This window comes from Bathymodiolus japonicus methanotrophic gill symbiont, from assembly GCF_019721995.1.
Lineage (GTDB): Bacteria > Pseudomonadota > Gammaproteobacteria > Methylococcales > Methylomonadaceae > Methyloprofundus.
Map to the genome: position 1 here is coordinate 1 of NZ_BLYC01000022.1, position 16,630 is coordinate 16,630.

24 protein-coding genes and 3 pseudogenes are annotated in these 16,630 nt (G+C 37.6%); 22 read left to right on the plus strand and 5 right to left on the minus strand.

Annotation, left to right across the window (positions count from 1 at the left end):
- Positions 1–211 precede the first annotated feature (211 nt).
- From K6984_RS36440 to K6984_RS20795, 17 genes and pseudogenes are all read left to right on the plus strand, one after another.
- Positions 212–367 (plus strand): annotated as a pseudogene (locus K6984_RS36440) (relaxase/mobilization nuclease domain-containing protein); the annotation flags it as partial.
- A gap of 12 nt (positions 368–379) precedes the next feature.
- Entirely contained in the window at positions 380–2,014 is a 1,635-nt protein-coding gene (locus tag K6984_RS36445) for a DUF3991 domain-containing protein (RefSeq protein WP_221897239.1), read from the plus strand.
- 47 nt (positions 2,015–2,061) lie between these two features.
- Positions 2,062–2,304 carry a toprim domain-containing protein gene (locus K6984_RS20735; protein WP_230988224.1) on the plus strand — a complete coding sequence of 81 codons (243 nt, stop codon included), beginning with the start codon at positions 2,062–2,064 and terminating at the stop codon, positions 2,302–2,304.
- Positions 2,305–2,459: 155 nt separating this feature from the next.
- Entirely contained in the window at positions 2,460–2,765 is a 306-nt protein-coding gene (locus tag K6984_RS20740; protein WP_221897240.1) for a hypothetical protein, read from the plus strand.
- Positions 2,766–2,849: 84 nt separating this feature from the next.
- A complete protein-coding gene (locus K6984_RS20745; RefSeq protein ID WP_221897241.1) occupies positions 2,850–3,911 on the plus strand; it encodes a DNA-binding protein in 1,062 nt (353 codons plus the stop codon).
- 68 nt (positions 3,912–3,979) lie between these two features.
- Entirely contained in the window at positions 3,980–4,270 is a 291-nt protein-coding gene (locus K6984_RS20750) for a hypothetical protein (protein ID WP_087871406.1), read from the plus strand.
- Positions 4,271–4,362: 92 nt separating this feature from the next.
- Positions 4,363–5,619, plus strand: a complete 1,257-nt coding sequence (gene dcm, locus K6984_RS20755; protein WP_221897242.1) for a DNA (cytosine-5-)-methyltransferase — start codon at positions 4,363–4,365, stop codon at positions 5,617–5,619.
- Positions 5,612–5,896 (plus strand): annotated as a pseudogene (locus tag K6984_RS20760) (very short patch repair endonuclease); the annotation flags it as partial. The gene dcm and the pseudogene K6984_RS20760, both read left to right, overlap by 8 nt.
- 20 nt (positions 5,897–5,916) lie before the next feature.
- Entirely contained in the window at positions 5,917–7,134 is a 1,218-nt protein-coding gene (locus tag K6984_RS20765; protein WP_087871403.1) for a type II restriction endonuclease, read from the plus strand.
- Positions 7,135–7,270: 136 nt separating this feature from the next.
- A complete protein-coding gene (parA, locus tag K6984_RS20770; RefSeq protein ID WP_221897243.1) occupies positions 7,271–7,909 on the plus strand; it encodes a ParA family partition ATPase in 639 nt (212 codons plus the stop codon).
- Positions 7,903–8,133, plus strand: a complete 231-nt coding sequence (locus tag K6984_RS20775) for a toxin-antitoxin system HicB family antitoxin (RefSeq protein ID WP_221897244.1) — start codon at positions 7,903–7,905, stop codon at positions 8,131–8,133. The genes parA and K6984_RS20775 overlap by 7 nt, the downstream gene beginning before the upstream one ends.
- A 71-nt stretch (positions 8,134–8,204) precedes the next feature.
- Complete coding sequence (locus K6984_RS20780; protein WP_221897245.1) at positions 8,205–9,170, plus strand: AAA family ATPase; 966 nt, start codon at positions 8,205–8,207, stop codon at positions 9,168–9,170.
- Positions 9,167–9,553, plus strand: coding sequence for a hypothetical protein (locus tag K6984_RS20785; protein ID WP_221897246.1), 387 nt, complete (start codon positions 9,167–9,169; stop codon positions 9,551–9,553). Before K6984_RS20780 ends, K6984_RS20785 begins: the two co-directional genes overlap by 4 nt.
- Entirely contained in the window at positions 9,502–9,630 is a 129-nt protein-coding gene (locus K6984_RS34410; RefSeq protein ID WP_263458596.1) for a hypothetical protein, read from the plus strand. The genes K6984_RS20785 and K6984_RS34410 overlap by 52 nt, the downstream gene beginning before the upstream one ends.
- Before the next feature lie 27 nt (positions 9,631–9,657).
- Positions 9,658–9,792 (plus strand): hypothetical protein, encoded by a 135-nt coding sequence (locus K6984_RS34415; RefSeq protein ID WP_263458824.1) that lies wholly within the window; start codon positions 9,658–9,660, stop codon positions 9,790–9,792.
- The gene (locus K6984_RS20790; protein WP_221897247.1) at positions 9,789–10,322 is read left to right on the plus strand and encodes a hypothetical protein; all 534 of its coding nucleotides are present in this window, start codon (positions 9,789–9,791) and stop codon (positions 10,320–10,322) included. Before K6984_RS34415 ends, K6984_RS20790 begins: the two co-directional genes overlap by 4 nt.
- A 613-nt stretch (positions 10,323–10,935) precedes the next feature.
- Positions 10,936–11,346 carry a plasmid mobilization protein gene (locus tag K6984_RS20795; protein ID WP_221897248.1) on the plus strand — a complete coding sequence of 137 codons (411 nt, stop codon included), beginning with the start codon at positions 10,936–10,938 and terminating at the stop codon, positions 11,344–11,346.
- Positions 11,347–11,892: 546 nt separating this feature from the next.
- Here K6984_RS20795 and K6984_RS36450 read toward each other — a convergent pair.
- From K6984_RS36450 to K6984_RS34420, 3 genes are read right to left on the minus strand one after another with little or no spacing between them, the layout of a single operon-like run.
- The gene (locus tag K6984_RS36450; RefSeq protein ID WP_221897279.1) at positions 11,893–12,135 is read right to left on the minus strand and encodes a BT4734/BF3469 family protein; all 243 of its coding nucleotides are present in this window, start codon (positions 12,133–12,135) and stop codon (positions 11,893–11,895) included.
- Positions 12,093–12,263 carry a hypothetical protein gene (locus K6984_RS20805; RefSeq protein ID WP_221897249.1) on the minus strand — a complete coding sequence of 57 codons (171 nt, stop codon included), beginning with the start codon at positions 12,261–12,263 and terminating at the stop codon, positions 12,093–12,095. The genes K6984_RS36450 and K6984_RS20805 overlap by 43 nt, the downstream gene beginning before the upstream one ends.
- Before the next feature lie 27 nt (positions 12,264–12,290).
- Entirely contained in the window at positions 12,291–12,419 is a 129-nt protein-coding gene (locus K6984_RS34420; RefSeq protein WP_263458596.1) for a hypothetical protein, read from the minus strand.
- 18 nt (positions 12,420–12,437) lie between these two features.
- Here K6984_RS34420 and K6984_RS36955 point away from each other — a divergent pair.
- From K6984_RS36955 to K6984_RS20820, 4 genes and pseudogenes are all read left to right on the plus strand, one after another.
- Positions 12,438–12,645, plus strand: a pseudogene (locus tag K6984_RS36955) (IS701 family transposase); the annotation flags it as partial.
- 60 nt (positions 12,646–12,705) lie between these two features.
- Positions 12,706–13,389, plus strand: a complete 684-nt coding sequence (locus K6984_RS20810) for an IS6 family transposase (RefSeq protein ID WP_221897250.1) — start codon at positions 12,706–12,708, stop codon at positions 13,387–13,389.
- Positions 13,390–13,456: 67 nt separating this feature from the next.
- A complete protein-coding gene (locus tag K6984_RS20815; RefSeq protein ID WP_221897251.1) occupies positions 13,457–14,179 on the plus strand; it encodes an IS1 family transposase in 723 nt (240 codons plus the stop codon).
- A gap of 76 nt (positions 14,180–14,255) precedes the next feature.
- Positions 14,256–14,940 (plus strand): IS6 family transposase gene (locus tag K6984_RS20820; protein ID WP_221902206.1). Its coding sequence is split into 2 segments (ribosomal slippage): positions 14,256–14,486 and positions 14,488–14,940, totalling 684 coding nucleotides; the frame shifts between segments, so codons are not numbered across the junction.
- Positions 14,941–15,037: 97 nt separating this feature from the next.
- On the opposite strand, the gene K6984_RS20825 is transcribed toward K6984_RS20820, so the two are convergent.
- Complete coding sequence (locus K6984_RS20825; protein WP_221897252.1) at positions 15,038–15,274, minus strand: hypothetical protein; 237 nt, start codon at positions 15,272–15,274, stop codon at positions 15,038–15,040.
- On the opposite strand from K6984_RS20825, the gene K6984_RS34425 reads away from it, so the two are divergent.
- Complete coding sequence (locus tag K6984_RS34425; protein ID WP_263458825.1) at positions 15,231–15,353, plus strand: hypothetical protein; 123 nt, start codon at positions 15,231–15,233, stop codon at positions 15,351–15,353. The two genes, K6984_RS20825 and K6984_RS34425, sit on opposite strands and share 44 nt — an antisense overlap.
- Before the next feature lie 143 nt (positions 15,354–15,496).
- Here the strand turns inward: K6984_RS34425 and K6984_RS34430 are convergent, their stop codons facing one another.
- The gene (locus K6984_RS34430) at positions 15,497–15,625 is read right to left on the minus strand and encodes a hypothetical protein (protein WP_263458596.1); all 129 of its coding nucleotides are present in this window, start codon (positions 15,623–15,625) and stop codon (positions 15,497–15,499) included.
- Positions 15,626–16,630 lie beyond the last annotated feature (1,005 nt).

The following is a 16,630-nucleotide window of genomic DNA, read 5'->3' on the forward strand; positions in this document are numbered from 1 at the left end:
AGATTAAATTTCAGCCAAAGAAGGTTCGCATGTTCAACTAGAAAGGGTGTGACTTTTCAAGTGATTATTCTCGCGAATGTCATATGGTACCTGACTTTCCCACTAGTTGATCGGATGGCCTGAGAAAGTTTTTCTCCTAGAGGATGTCTTATCCATTGGTTGCATAAAAACAGGTTACAGTTGATTTTCACACAAATATTTATTTTTTGCGACAGAACCTTTTACCGCTGTACTTCATAGAGAAAAAAACTCAGAGCATATTCATATCATAATTCCCAGGGTTGAATTATCAAGCGGTAAATCTTTTAATCCAGCACCACCAAACTGGCAAAAAAGTTTTGATCCACTAAGAGATTATCTTAATGAAAAACATGGCTGGGTGAGTCCTGATATTGATTTAAACCCTGATATAGCGGTAATCACGAGAATCGGTCAAGACGTTCTTTTTAAAAATCAAAGCAGAATTGAAATAAAAAAACAAATTGGGGCGTATTTGACCAATGAAATTGAAAACGGGATTGTTTCAAACCGCGATGAGATTATTATTTCTCTGAAAGAGCTTGGCTTAGAAATAACAAGGGCTGGGAAAGATACGATTACTGTTTTAGATAAAGAATCAAATAAGCGAGTGAAACTCGATGGAGTCATTTATGAAAAACGCTGGACAGCTGAGCAGTCGATTAGAGGAGAAATTAGCATCAAGGAAGAAGGAGATTTTAGAGATGGAGAAAGTCGAGAGGGAGAATCTTTTAGAGAGCTTGAGGAACGAATATCAAGCCGCGCTGAATACAATAACAGCAGATATCCAAGACCAAGCCCGACAATTATCTCTGAGCCTGTCAGAGAGCCTAAGAGAGAGCGAAAACAGCGCGAAGAGCATGAAGAAAGTGCTAAAAAGAGAATGGATAAAGCCACTGATTATGAGCCTGTCGATTTGTCTGAGTATCTTTTTCAGTACTTGGGGAGTGATGCAATTATTGAGCAACACGATAGAGAGTCAAATAATGGAGATCCAAAAAAACAGGAAAACCCTGGAAACCCTGAAGAGCAAGGGGGGAGCGAGTCACCTGGATTTTTGCGGAGAGAGCCGGAAATTATGCATCCAGATCGACCTGGAAGCTCAAGAATTTCAGAGTGGGTACAGAATTTTAAAAAAATAATAGGTGAAAAATATGACGGAATTAGAGATTCAGTTAAGCAAGGGCTTGGAGGCATTATCAGCTCAGTACGCGCAGGATATGAAAGTTACACAAAATCAAGTGACGATCTTAACCGATCAAGTGATGAGCTTAACAAGGGAGGTGGCGAGCTTAAACAATCAATACGAAAAAATAGCCGAATTATTAGAAGAGGAATTAGAAAAGTGAGGGAAAACAGAGGCAATGAACTGGAAAAATTTAAAACACAGATTAATTTGGTTGAGTACGCAGCAAGCGAGGGATATTCTCTTGTAAAGAGAGATTCATCAAAAAATAGTAAGGCGATGAAACATCCAGGAGGGGACAAAATTATTGTTGCGACTGATATGGACGGGCATGGGATTTATTTTAGCGTGAGTCACGGAGACTCTGGATCAATTATTGATTTTGTCCAGAATAGGAAAAATCTAAATTTAGGGCAAGTACGAAAGGAACTAAGAGGGTTTGCCGGTTTTACTGATGTTTCAGAATACCAGAATTATAAAAAACCTATTAAGTCTAATAAGGATACCGCGCAAGCAGCCTTTGTGCTTGCTCAGGCGGGGATAACGGACGAGCATCCTTACCTGCTAAATGAGAGATTAATTAATAGTGAAACATTAAAAGATCCGCGCTTTAGTAGATCTGTAAAAATAGACTTTAGGAATAACGCTATTTTTCCGCATTTCAATAGTGGTGGTGTTGCAGGCTTTGAGATTAAAAATAATGGTTTTACAGGTTATGCAAAAGGCGGTGAAAAAGGGCTTTGGTACTCTTCAAACATCACGAGGGCTGAGAAAATCGTTATTGTTGAGAGTGCGATTGATGCGCCTTAAGCCATGCAGAACTAAAGAAAACGGGCGAGGAAACAGCTTATGTAAGTATTGCTGGAAGCATGAGCTCCGCGCAGCTGGAGCTTATAAAAACAGTCGTTAAGGATAAAGAGATAGCCATTGCTACTGATAATGATAAGGACGGCAACAGATACGCCATCCAGATCAGAGAATTTTCTCCTGATGCTATTAGAGATATTCCAAAAAATAAGGATTGGAACGACGACCTAAAAGAAATTCACCTGATGCGCGAATTAATGAAGGAGGAAAATATAAACGGTCTTGAATATTAATTTTAATGAGGGTTTTCGCTATTTTTTATAATTTTTTAAAAAAAACAGGAATATGTATTAACCTGTATTGTATTATGTAGTATTTGTATGATACATAATACTACATAATACAATACAGGTTAATACAATGTCAGGAAAAAAATATAAGGTACAAAGTGTTAGATAACCAAGGTGCCGCAAAAGATATTCGTGAAAAAATAGAGGTTTTTTTAAATTCAGAATTAGATTTAATTGAAGAATATGAATACCACAATATTTCTGAATTTTCACTCAATATTACGGAAGATAATAGAGCGGCAAAAATTAATGAATTTACTCTTGATATGCGATTGTCGCTAAATCATGATGAATGCGACTATGACTGCGATGATCAGGGTAAGATTTTTTTAAGTGCGCTTATCCACACTCGCATAAGAATGAATCTTCATACACTAACGACGAGTGTAGATATAGAACAGTAACAGTTTCAAAAGATTTTTTTGGTTTCCTTGAGTCCTTTGATGAGTCTTTTGATTTTGAAACAGTGGAAAGCGAGGAATAATAAAATGTCAGTAGAAGAACTAATCCAAAAAAATATAGAAACGGTCGATTTTGATAAGAAGTCATCCGTAGCGGCTACTCTCGGTAATGTGGTTATCGTGTGTGAATTGCTCGAATCATCTGGTAAAAAAATAACGCAATCGAGTGTAAGGGAGGCTTTGCGTGGTGGAAGTTTTACAACGATTGGCTTACATTTAAAAAACATAAAATCAAAGAAATCAGAGGAACACGAGCTTGCGGAGGTTGAAGTCCCAGAATCGGTTGAGGATCGAGCTAAACAGCTGCTGGGAGATGTTTGGCAGTCAGCAATAGATGAGGCCGAGGGAAGGCTGAGTCTCCAGCGAGAAGAGCTTAGAGTCGCTCAGGATGAGGCTCAACAAGAAGTTGATGAGGCTAGGATTGCGATTGAAACGCTGGAGGCCGAAGCAAAGAGTTATATTGAATTAGTTAGTGAGAAAGACGGTGAAATTGACGGTAAAAGCAAGGAGATAAGCGCACTAACAAGTGACTTATCGGGATTAGTTTCAGAAAATAAAATCATTAAGGAAAAATTATCAAATGAAACTTTAAACTTGGAAAAATCAGAAGAGGGCGCAAAAAAATCAAGGGCTGATTTTGATTCAGAGCGTAATAAAAACGATACTTTGACGGCTGAAAAAATCAATAGTATTAAAGAAACTGAGTCGTTAAAAAAAGAACTCAATTCTAATGAAATTAATTATAAAAACGATATCGAATCGGTAAAAAAGGAACTTAAATTAAATAACGAGAAACTTGAGAAACTTTCTTTAAGTAATTCCAGCCTTAAATCTAATAATGCAAGTCTTGAAAAAAATAACCGTTCGTTGGATTTGCAGCAGCAAAAAGCACAGAGCGCACTTGATCTTTTGGTAAAAACCAATGCCGACTTGAAAGATGAGGCGAAAGAGATGAGAAAATCCTTAACTGACTGGTCATTTGAAAACGGGGAATTGAAAGGGAAAAATAACGCGCTCACGAATCAAAATGAAAAACTAGCCAAGGATATAGCTCTTTTGATTAAAGACACTCAAGGCACTAAAAAATGAAGGCATAACAAAGACAAAATTATTTTTCCTACCGCCCGTTTTGATTTGTTTAAAGAAGCAAAAAAATCATGAGAATCATTAATCTAAATAAAATTGAAACAAATCAAAATGAGGTTAATGTTTATGACGGGGTAGTTGACTCACCAGTAGAAACGGATGCTGATTTTTTGTGCCTTGACTGTGGATTGGATGGGGTTTTATTTATAGAAAAGCAAGATGGAATTTGTCACTCAGGTCGATTTAAAACATCATGTAAAGAGCATTATTGGTGTAGCGAATGTGAAGAGATGTTTATTGATATAGATTCTAGCGATTATAAAAACAATAAGGCTGTTGTTGAATATAAAAAAACTAGATAAGTAGATAAAAGAGGGGGAAGTTTATACAAAATATTCTTATAGGTGCTAAAATGACATTATGTCAAAATAATTCCCAGAAATAAATTATAAGAATGAAAGCAAAAACAGAATTCTCCACTCTTCTCGAAAAAACAGGACTTACGAAAGAGGAGGCTGCTGAAAAAATGGGATATACAATAAGAACAATTTATAGATGGGAGCAAGGAGATACAAAGCCTCGTAAAAATGTTATGGATTGGCTCGCTCACCAATCTGAAAATAAAAACCGCTCATTACCTGTTTTAAATGAAAAATTTCAATTTATTGATCTGTTCGCAGGGATTGGCGGACTGAGAAAAGGCTTTGAATCTATTGGTGGAAAATGTGTTTATACCAGCGAGTGGAATGAATACTCAAAACAAACTTATTTAGCAAATTTTGTTTGTGATCATGAAATAGATGGAGATATAACAAAAGTTCCTGTTGAAAACATTCCCTTTCATGATGTTCTTGTTGCTGGCTTCCCTTGTCAGCCTTTTTCAATAGCTGGTGTTTCTAAAAAAAACTCTTTAGGAGTTGCGCACGGTTTTAGGTGTGAAGCTCAAGGAACTTTATTTTTTGATGTTGCTAGAATAATAGAACATCATAGACCAAAAGCTTTTTTGCTGGAAAATGTAAAAAATCTAGTTTCACATAACAAAGGAAATACCTTTAAAGTAATAAGGGACACTTTAGAAAAGGAGCTAGGTTATAACATTAGCTGGAAAGTAATTAACGGAAAAGGCTTTGTACCTCAAAATAGAGAGCGTATTTTTATAGCTGGGTTTCGTGAAGATGTTGATTTTGATTTTGAGAATATTGTAATACCAAACCCATTGGAAGGACCTAAAATAGGTACTATTTTACACCCTGAAAATAGCTCAGAAACTGAAGAAAAAAGATTTACAGAAGGAGATAAAGCAAAGGTCTTAGATAAATATACTTTGTCAGATAAACTATGGTCTTTTTTACAAGGCTATTCAGCCAAGCACAAAGCAAAAGGGAACGGTTTCGGGTTTGGAATGGTTGAAAAAGATGATGTTGCCAGAACATTATCAGCTAGATATTACAAAGACGGTTCTGAGATCTTGGTAAAACAGGAAGGAAAAAATCCTAGAAGATTAACGCCTAGAGAATGCGCAAGGTTGATGGGATTTGATAATCCTAATGAGTCAAATTTTATAATTCCAGTTTCTGATACTCAAGCTTATAAGCAATTTGGAAACTCGGTTGTTGTTCCAGTTGTTAAAGCTGTTGCTCAACACATGCAACCATACATTATTGAATCTATAAATTTAGAAAAAGAAAATGATTCATTAAAATATGGCTGACGTGGTATCAAGAAAAAAACGTAGCCAGATGATGGCAGGAATAAAAGGAAAGGATACAAAGCCAGAATTACTAATTAGAAAGGCTTTACATAAAAAAGGATTCAGATACAAACTGCATGATAAAAGTCTTTCAGGCAAACCTGATATGGTTTTTCCTAGATATAAATCTTTAATTTTTATAAATGGATGTTTTTGGCATGGTCATGACTGCCACTTATTCAAGTGGCCTTCCAGTAAATCAGAATTCTGGAAGGAAAAGATCACAAAAAATAAAGAAATAACAGGCCATAAAGGAACATGAAAAAAGGTTTTTTATCTGAGTATTTTCAAGGTGTATCTGCCAAGAGGTTGAGCTCTGTTGAGGTTAATGCAGAAGTATCAAATCAACATGAATTTAATGGAGCCAGAGGACTTTTAAACATCCTTGGAAGAGATAAGCTTAGCGATTGCCCGGCCCGTTTTTTATGGCTTGGTGAAGAGAACGAGGGGATATCAGAAGATTCATTTGTGACTTGGTATGACTCAAGAGAAAATAATCCAACCAGAACCGAGTATAGGCTTTATTTTCGGTCTAATCCTGTAATGGAACTTGCTGAAGTTAATGATCTTCTCATAGTTGCAAAAAGACCAAATAACGAATTTATGATTATTGTTGTTTCAGAAGGAAGCACAATAGAAAATCAATTGCTTTGGTTGTTTAATCTTCATGGAAATATAGAAGCAAAATTTCAATATCATCAAATTGAAGAAGAAGAAAATATTCAGGTTGATTTTGCTGTTCGATTTATTCTTGAAGAACTCGGAATTGAAGTTGAAGAGCCTGAATCGGAAAGATTAGATAATCTGTTAGAGCAATTTAACGGCGCATTCCCAAAAACAGTTATTTTTTCAGACTTTGCCAGGAATACCATTTCTGGAATTGTTCCCCAAGATGATCCAGATCAAGCGCTTTTATCTTGGATAGAGTGGGAAGAAAAGCTATTCAGGAGAATGGAAAGACATATAGTTTCTGAACGCTTAAACAATGGTTTTATAGAACCTGAAGGGGCTGATGTTGAGGGGTTTATTAAATTTTCTTTAAGCGTACAAAATAGAAGAAAATCAAGAATTGGACATGCTTTAGAGCATCATGTTGAAGCTGTTTTTAAAGCGTGTAATGTCCAATATGATAGGCAAGCTGTTACAGAGAATAAAACAAAACCTGATTTTTTATTTCCTAGTATGGAAGATTATCATAATCCTTTTTTTCCAGTCCATGAGCTTTCAATGTTAGGCGTAAAATCTACGTGTAAAGATAGATGGAGACAGGTTTTATCAGAGGCAGCAAAAATAGAGAATAAACATCTTTTGACTTTACAACCAGGTATTAGTGAAAATCAAACTAATGAAATGAAATCAAATAACCTTCAGCTTGTTATACCCAAAGGGCTGCATCAAACCTATCAAGATAACCAACAAAATTGGTTAATGAGTTTTTCTGATTTCATAATGATGGTAAAAGGAAAAGCTAGTTAAGAATTATATAGATTTAGTTTTAAATATAATTTTTTTAGCTACTTTATTAGTTAAATATTTTTTGTTTAAAAAAAGTATTAACGTGTAAAGTTTCTTATGGCAAAATGATCTTTTAATCAAATGAGTAAATGATCAAATGAGTAAAATTATTGCTGTATTAAATCAAAAGGGTGGAGCAGGTAAAACAACACTTGCAACGAATCTTGCAAGATCATTGCAGGTTAATGGTAAAGAGGTTTTGATAGTTGATTCTGACCCTCAGGGCTCTGCTCGCGACTGGAATGCAGCGAGTGAAGGTGAGTTAGTTTCGGTTATTGGGCTAGATCGATCAACGTTAGCAAAAGATATTCAATCGATAAAAAGTAATAAAGATTTCATTGTGATTGATGGAGCTCCTCAAATTGCGGATTTAGCTGTAGCAGCAATTAAATGTTCTGATGTTATTTTAATTCCTGTTCAGCCATCTCCTTATGACATTTGGGCCTGTGAAGATCTAGTTGATGTAATTAAAGCGCGTCAAGAGGTTACTGATGGCTTCCCAAAAGCTGCCTTTGTTATATCAAGGTCAATTAAAAATACTCAGCTTAGTAAAGAAATTGCTGATGCTTTAAAAGATTATGATTTGCCTGTTTTTGAGAATTATACGTCTCAACGTGTAATTTATGCTAAGAGCGCAGCTGTTGGTTTAACTGTTTTATATATTGAGCCTGGTAATGAAGCTGCTAAAGAAATTGTAGCTATAAAAGATGAACTGTTGGAGTTTGTAAAATGTTAAAAGCTAAACGACCATCAAAAACTCAAAAAGAAAAATCAATTGAAGAAGTTCAAAAAATTGAAAAGGTAGAAGAAAAAACAAAGCGTTTTAATGTTGATATACCAACTTCCTTACATAGACGAATAAAAATACAGGCGGAGATTGAGGGATTAAAACTTAATCAGTTGGCTGTAAAGTTACTTGAGGATTATTTGAGTAAAAACTCAAATGATCAAATGAAATAATTATATTGAGCGCCTGAGTAGGTATTAAGACTATCTACCCAGACTTTCACAACCACATCGAGAGTGTAATCATGACTACAAATAGTGTAACAGAAAATTTAATGAATCTACCCCCGAATGTAGATATTAGAAAAGCTTTTAATACAGAACCAACTCCAAGAGATTATGTGTTGCCTAGTTTTCCAGTAGGTAAAGTAGGTTTGTTGGCATCAGCAGGTGGGACGGGTAAAAGCTTTTATGCTTTACAAATGCTTTTTCAAGTTTCAGCAGGTAGGTGTTGTGATTTTTCTTTAGGAAAAACAAGCATGAGCAATGATCCTTGCCAGGTTCTTTATGTTTCCTTGGAAGATGAGGCGCAAGACATAGAAAGCCGCTTAAATGCTCTCTGGCAATACTGGAAATCTGATAAAGAAAAAAGCGGCTGGTTAGATGATTTAGCTGATTTTGTTGAAATTATAGGATTGGCTGGTTTAGGTTCAACTTTAGTAGATTCATCAGGAGAAAACACAGCTTGTTTTAATGCGATAACAGAAAAAGCGCAATCTATGCCGTGTCTACGTTTTATCGTCGTTGATACGCTTAGGAGAGCACATGACGGAGATGAAAATAGCAATGGATTTATGTCTCAAGTACTAAGATATTTTGAAAAATTAGCACATACAACAGGAGCTGCAATTTTGTTGCTTCACCATGAAAATAAAGGAGGAATGGGTGATATGGATGCAGGGTCATCTTCTGTAAGAGGAGCATCTGCAATTGTTGATAATGCACGGTATGTAGCAAGGATGCAAACAATGACTCCCGATGAAGCGAAAAAACGAGGAATGTCTGATGATGATAGGCGGTTTTTTGTTCGGGTTACTTTAGAAAAAACAAATTATGGCCCTCCTCAAGAAGGGGCTTGGTTGCGAAGGGAGAATGGAGGTATTTTAATTGCAAAAGAACCCCCTTGTATTAACAATAAACAAAGTGGTGGTGATAATGGTGCTAAGACTTTTTCTAAAAAATATAAAACTGCAAAGGATATTTTCGGATGATAATGATAAATAACAAATTACAGCACCCAACAAGCACTGTTTTACAAAGCAGAACTGCGATGTTTCTACCAGTTAAGGCATTGAGCAAAAACTACCAAAATACAACTATTGAAATAACCAACAATAACGGCACAATAATTCTGGAAAATTGCAAACTGACACAGGTTCATAGAAATATTATTGATTGTATATTTAGCTATTATGAACCTAGTGTATTTGAAGATGGAACAATCGCTTTTGTTTTTAGTAAATATGATTTATTAGAAAAAATCGGGCATACATCAAAGGGTAATGGTCAATGGCTAGAAAAAAAATCGGGGAGTCGCTATTTTTGCGAAAGCTTGTTTTGGGCATCCCAGCCCAAGCAAGCAGCAAAAACTTAACGCGACCACTTATGCCTCCGGCGGCCCCGATTCGTCCTCGTCACCTCGTCCCGACCCAACAAGGGGTCGGAACATAGGCTCCAAATGACTTGACGCCGTGTCGGATGGCCTTTTATTTTGTCTCCACCTTCGCTAACGCTCAGACTCCGACAAAACAACGGCCCTACGGCTATCGCGGACTAAAAATCATCACTTCGCTTAGGCTCCGTTTCCCTGATTTTCAGCGTTTGAAGAAATGAGGAAGGCTTCGGTACAACTAAAAACAAACCATGTTGATCTTAGCAAATTAACTTATCAAGGAGTTATAAATGAACATAGCATTACCACTATAAAAGCAACAAACAATAATCATGATAAATTTAAGTATGGAGTTGTATTTTCTAGAAATTTCATGAAGTTATTTAATGTTGATATAAATATTTACTCTCAAGAACTGACTCATGAAATAGTAAAAATAAATAGTGCTGTGACGCAGGCATTGGTTAGAGAGGTGATTTCTCATGTGAAAGTTAATAGATCATTAGATGAAATTTTAAAGAGTATTGGTATAAAAATTCCTGGAAAGTTAAATAGTAGTGAATCAGAAAGAGAAGCCAATCAAATTTCACAAAGAGCATATGATAAAAGAAAAAAAGAAGTATTGAATAATAAAAAGGTTTTAAAAGAAAAATTCGGGATTAACATTCAAGTTATGAAAAAAGATAATGAAATTGGAGTTTTTTATAATAAACACTCAAGTGTTTTCTTTAAAAACCCTAAAAAACCTTAAAATTTAAAGCCAAAACTGACAATAAGAACCACTTTAGTTACATCCCCAAGTATCTTTTAAGAGTCTTTCAAGAGACTCTTAAGGAAACGACTAAGAATTGATGCACAAAAACCCGTGCATCATGTTTTTATCATTCACTGCGTTCATTTTCTAAATCCATTCACTATCGTTCATTTCTTAAAATCAAATTAAGAGTGTCTATGCTCCGCATACGACAAATATTTAAAAATATATTTGCTTTCAGCTTCATATTATCCTGACAGGCCTTCTATTAAGTTTAATTAAATTCCCTATTAAAATACATAGATAAGGTTCTAAAGCAAGCCGACCCCTTGCATATACATTTCAACCTTACAGGTTTCAATATGCAAGGGGCTTGTTAGGGCTAGCCCTAAGACCCACTCTATCGAGAATCCCGCAGGGGCTAAAAGGAAAGTTCTAGCTTTCAGCTACGAACAGCTAAAGATATTACTTTTAAAAAAGTAACAAAATGGGCAGTAGGAAAAAAGAATCGGGTTTTAAAAAGTAAAGCTTTTGTTTCTGGTTAACCAAAAACGATTATTACATAGTTTGCGTGTTAACAACCCTAAAAAGCTTAAGAAGGTGTTTATTTATGAATGATACAAAATTGAAGAAGAAGCGTAAAAAAATCACAAAAGATCAGGGGTTATATATCCGGGTTACTAAAAGTGAAAAAGATAAAATTGTGGAAAAAGCAAAACTTGCGAATATTTCTGTAGCTCGCTTGGTACTGGAGAGTTTGGGGCGTGTGAGAACCTGGACTATTCCGAATAAAAAAATAGAATCTGAAAAAATCCGAGAAATCAGGCGGATTGGGAATAATCTGAACCAAGTGGCTGCATGGTGCAATAAATATAAAAATAATGCTGATTCAGTACAGGTTTTAATTCATTTAAAAATGATTGAAAATTTAACAAAAGATTTAATGTCTGATTCTTTACCCAAATCCTCTTTCCCACCGCCCGATTCATGCGACAGCATGAATAAAGACAAAGAAGATTAATCAAAATGCATATTAAATTTATAGGGAGAGGCGAAGGTAAAGGCTCTCAGGCGACTGATTACATCATGTCTACGCATGACCATACAGGAAAAAAGAGACTCATTGAGCCTGAAGTTTTAAGGGGAAATCCTGAGCAGACCGGAAAATTAGCCGACTCATTAGATTTTAAACATAAATATCGGTCGGCTGTTATCGATGGCATCCTGATGATAACCCGACTGATGAAGATCTACAGGAAACTTTAAATGAGTTTGAACGCCTTGCTTTTGCTGGGTTAGATCGAGATCAGTATGATTTTACCGGGTTCTGTCGCAAAACCCAAAAACAGCCTATTACCTACGATCATAAGATTAAATTTCAGCCAAAGAAGGTTCGCATGTTCAACTAGAAAGGGTGTGACTTTTCAAGTGATTATTCTCGCGAATGTCATATGGTACCTGACTTTCCCACTAGTTGATCGGATGGCCTGAGAAAGTTTTTCTCCTAGAGGATGTCTTATCCATTGGTTGCATAAAAACAGGTTACAGTTGATTTTCACACAAATATTTATTTTTTGCGACAGAACCGACTAGCATCAACCCGAACCCCTAGCTTTAAACCATCGCCCGAGGGACTGATAAAGCAAAAAACAATATTAGGTTTTGTTATCAAGTCCGACTTAGCTAAGTGAACATCTTCCAGATGGTCTAGGTCTACAATCAATAAACCGCTCGATTTCTCGAAAGTCCCATTTTTTACGGGCTGACCTAACTTGAATGTACCGTTGAAGCTAACAGCCTCACAAACAATCGCCTTCGCTGAAAATCAGGGAAACGTAGCCTAAGCGAAGTGAAGATTTTTAGTCCGCGATAGCCGTAGGGCCGTTGTTTTGTCGGAGTCTGAGCGTTAGCGAAGGTGGAGACAAAATAAAAGGCCATCCGACACGGCGTCAAGTCATTTGGAGCCTATGTTCCGACCCCTTGTTGGGTCGGGACGAGGTGACGAGGACGAATCGGGGCCGCCGGAGGCATAAGTGGTCGCGTTAAGTTTTTGCTGCTTGCTTGGGCTGGGATGCCCAAAACAAGCTTTCGCAAAAATAGCGACTCCCCGGGGCAGTGAACAACCATTTAAACTTCTGTATGATGGCAACAACGCTGACGTGGATTTACGCGGATCGTTTAAAAACCGATCCGGAACGTCGGCACAAAGTGAAGGGGCGAGCTAGTTTCGGCCTTTTCAGGTATCCGCCGCATCATTGCCGAAGCGGCTTTGGATCCGGATTTTGAAAGGTTTTGCCCAAAATACGGTTCTGTCGCATAAATCCCCCCTTCCGACGTTATCTGCTATCATAATTATCAATTTCAATAAAAGGTGGATCACATGCTCAGCTTCAAAGGCACTCACTTTCAAAAAGATGTCATTCTTTATGCTGTTTTCTTTTATGTCAGGTATGGCGTTTCGTATCGCGACCTTGAAGAAATTATGGAAGAAAGAGGTGTTGAAGTGGATCATGCTACGCTCAATCGTTGGGTTATCCGTTATTCTCCTGCCATTGCTGTAAAAGCTAAATCTCAGAAACGAGAAACCAATAAGTCGTGGCGCATGGATGAAACGTATATCAAAGTGAAGGGCCAGTGGACCTATTTATACCGAGCTGTTGATAGTCACGGGGATACGCTTGATTTCATGCTTTCTGAGCACCGTGATGAAGAGGCTGCAACCGCATTTTTCAAACAAACGATTAACAATAATGGCTTTCCTGATAAGGTCGTTATGGATAAAAGTGGCGCTAACTATGCAGGATTAGCCAATATTAACCTCTTGTTAATCCTCGCTGGGTTTGCCACTATGATTGACATATTACAAGTTAAATATTTGAATAACATCATCGAACAGGATCACCGATTTATCAAAAAAATAACAAAACCGATGATGTGCTTTAAAGCGTTTCACTCCGCCCAAGCAACAATTGATGGAATTGAAACGGCACATATGATCCGAAAGGGGCAATTGTCTGAGGAAAATATTCCTGCTTATAAGCAGTTTATGGCTTTAGCAGGATAGTTATGCCTGAAGGACAGGAGGTCTGTGCTTTTGATAATACTTGCGACAGAACCCTAATTCCAACCTGATGAAATCAGGTAGTAGCGATCGTGGTGTGCAGCGATATCGTTGCCAGACCACAGCTTGCTCAACCAACACCTTCATGTTGGAATATTGTTATAAAGCATGTGAATTTGGAACCAAAGAACACGTTGTCGAAATGGCTATCAATAGTAGTGGCACTCGAGACACGGCTAGGGTTCTTAAAATCAATAAAAATACGGTGACTCGTACTTTAAAAAACAAAGAAAACAGTCTTGTTCAAGTGAACCCTCTTTTTCAGACCTTTGATCAAGGGAAACCATTGGAAGTCAGACTAGAACAGGTCTGCTGTGATGAAGCCGAAATGGATGAACAGTGGTCTTTTGTAGGAAATAAAAGCAATCAACGCTGGCTATGGCATGCTGTTGATCATAAAACCAACACGGTACTCGCTTATGTTTTTGGCAAGCGTAAGGACATTGTTTTCAAAGAATTAAAAGCGTTACTTTTGCCTTTAAATATCAGTCGTTATTACACCGATGACTGGGGCGCTTATGAACGTCATCTCGATGCTGAGAAACATGAAATAGGTAAGAAAAACACCCAAAAAATTGAACGTAAAAACTTGAATTTTAGAGCATGGATAAAACGATTAACTCGTCGAACAATCTGCTTCTCTAAGTTAGAGAAAATGCATGATATTGTGATTGGTCTGTTAATAAATAAGGTGGAATTTGGCAGGGATATTCATGCAAAAACACAGATTTAACGGTTCTGTCGCATAAATCCCCCCTTCCGACGTTATCTGCTATCATAATTATCAATTTCAATAAAAGGTGGATCACATGCTCAGCTTCAAAGGCACTCACTTTCAAAAAGATGTCATTCTTTATGCTGTTTTCTTTTATGTCAGGTATGGCGTTTCGTATCGCGACCTTGAAGAAATTATGGAAGAAAGAGGTGTTGAAGTGGATCATGCTACGCTCAATCGTTGGGTTATCCGTTATTCTCCTGCCATTGCTGTAAAAGCTAAATCTCAGAAACGAGAAACCAATAAGTCGTGGCGCATGGATGAAAACGTATATCAAAGTGAAGGGCCAGTGGACCTATTTATACCGAGCTGTTGATAGTCACGGGGATACGCTTGATTTCATGCTTTCTGAGCACCGTGATGAAGAGGCTGCAACCGCATTTTTCAAACAAACGATTAACAATAATGGCTTTCCTGATAAGGTCGTTATGGATAAAAGTGGCGCTAACTATGCAGGATTAGCCAATATTAACCTCTTGTTAATCCTCGCTGGGTTTGCCACTATGATTGACATATTACAAGTTAAATATTTGAATAACATCATCGAACAGGATCATCGATTTATCAAAAAAATAACAAAACCGATGATGGGCTTTAAAGCGTTTCACTCCGCCCAAGCAACAATTGATGGAATTGAAACGGCACATATGATCCGAAAGGGGCAATTGTCTGAGGAAAATATTCCTGCTTATAAGCAGTTTATGGCTTTAGCAGGATAGTTACGCCTGAAGACAAGGCTTTCTGCGTTTTTGATAACCTTTGCGACAGAACCATTAATACTCTTTACTTAAAAATCTGAAGTTTCCCAATAATTATTTATGGTAAAATTGAAACTATTCTACCGCTGAAAATCATGGAAACGGAGCTTAGCGAAGTGGTGATTTTTAGTCCCTGATAGGCGACAGGGCAATTTGCTGATTCGACGTGTGCTAGCAGCACGCGAGAGGAGCAAGAATTGCATTCCGAATAGCCGTCCAGCCAGTGAGGTAGTAATGACGAAGCGGCTTTTGTGCGTAGTCGTTGCGGACGCAGGGCGTTCAGGGCATCTCCCATCCGCTGCGTAGGTGAACGAATTATGGCGACAGGAGTCCCGGAATTTCGTGAGGTAGCATGGCGCGCCTGCTATCGCTGAAAATCAGGGAAACGGAGCCTAAGCGAAGTGATGATTTTTAGTCCGCGATAGCCGTAGGGCCGTTATTTTGTCGGAGTCTGAGCGTTAGCGAAGGTGGAGACAAAATAAAAGGCCATCCGACACGGCGTCAAGTCATTTGGAGCCTATGTTCCGACCCCTTGTTGGGTCGGGACGAGGTGACGAGGACGAATCGGGGCCGCCGGAGGCATAAGTGGTCGCGTTAAGTTTTTGCTGCTTGCTTGGGCTGGGATGCCCAAAACAAGCTTTCGCAAAAATAGCGACTCCCGATTTTTTGCGATAGAACTAAAACTTGGTCATCACAGCCCTTTATTTAGTAAATGAACAGCGATGACAGAACGTCCCCATGTTTCATGAACTTAGGGGGATGACGAGCCAAGAACAAATCTCTAAAGGACTTATTAGAAGTCTAAACTACAGCTAAACTTGCTATGTCTTGCTTGTATGAGCTAAAGTTATTGGTAATAAAATCTGATATTTCCTCTTTCAGGTTTAGAAACAAGCCCCCGAACTTTTAAAGTTTAGGGCTAAAAGTCAAAAAAAAACCCAAGCATTTTTAAGTGCTTGGGTTTTTACCTTTAATAAAGGTTGTGTATGAGTGATTCCAACACTCACCACAGCTCGAAAGTAAGAGACACACTCTTGCAATCAAACGAATACTAATTATATCTTAATTAGTCTCTCATTTGTTAAGCATTTCAAGTTTTCTCTCTCTTCTTTACAAGCTCAGCCCCTATTTTGGACTCAAGATGTTTTGGGATAGGTCAGGACAGCGTTGCCGATCAAGGACTTTGCTAAGGCAACCCATAAGGCATTTTTTGTATAAAGTAGAAGTCGCAAGCTTATAGCCGTTTTGATTGCGAGATTTGAATTTTATAGTGCAAAAGGTGGCGCGTTTGGAGCAGGGGCGGATATTTTATATATCTGGTAACGCGCAGAGCGTAACGGTTGTGAAAGGGACTTGAAAACTCGAGTAACACGATTCCAAGATACATGAAACTCAAGCTGATATTCTCTGTTTTTTTAAGCAGTTTTTCGGAGGGGGGAGCTGTGAAAGGGATTTTGTCCACCTGCCTTAGGGATTAAATTGCTGTACTATCTATCTCTTTATTCTTAAAAAAAACAATTGATCATTATTGATGCGCGGAGCGCGGTTTAAGAGAAACCATATTGCTGTGATTGATAGTGATTGTGGAGAATGTGTTGGCTAGTGTTGGTAAGGTGTGGGTAACATCTTTTCCGTTATCCATGCTTTATCA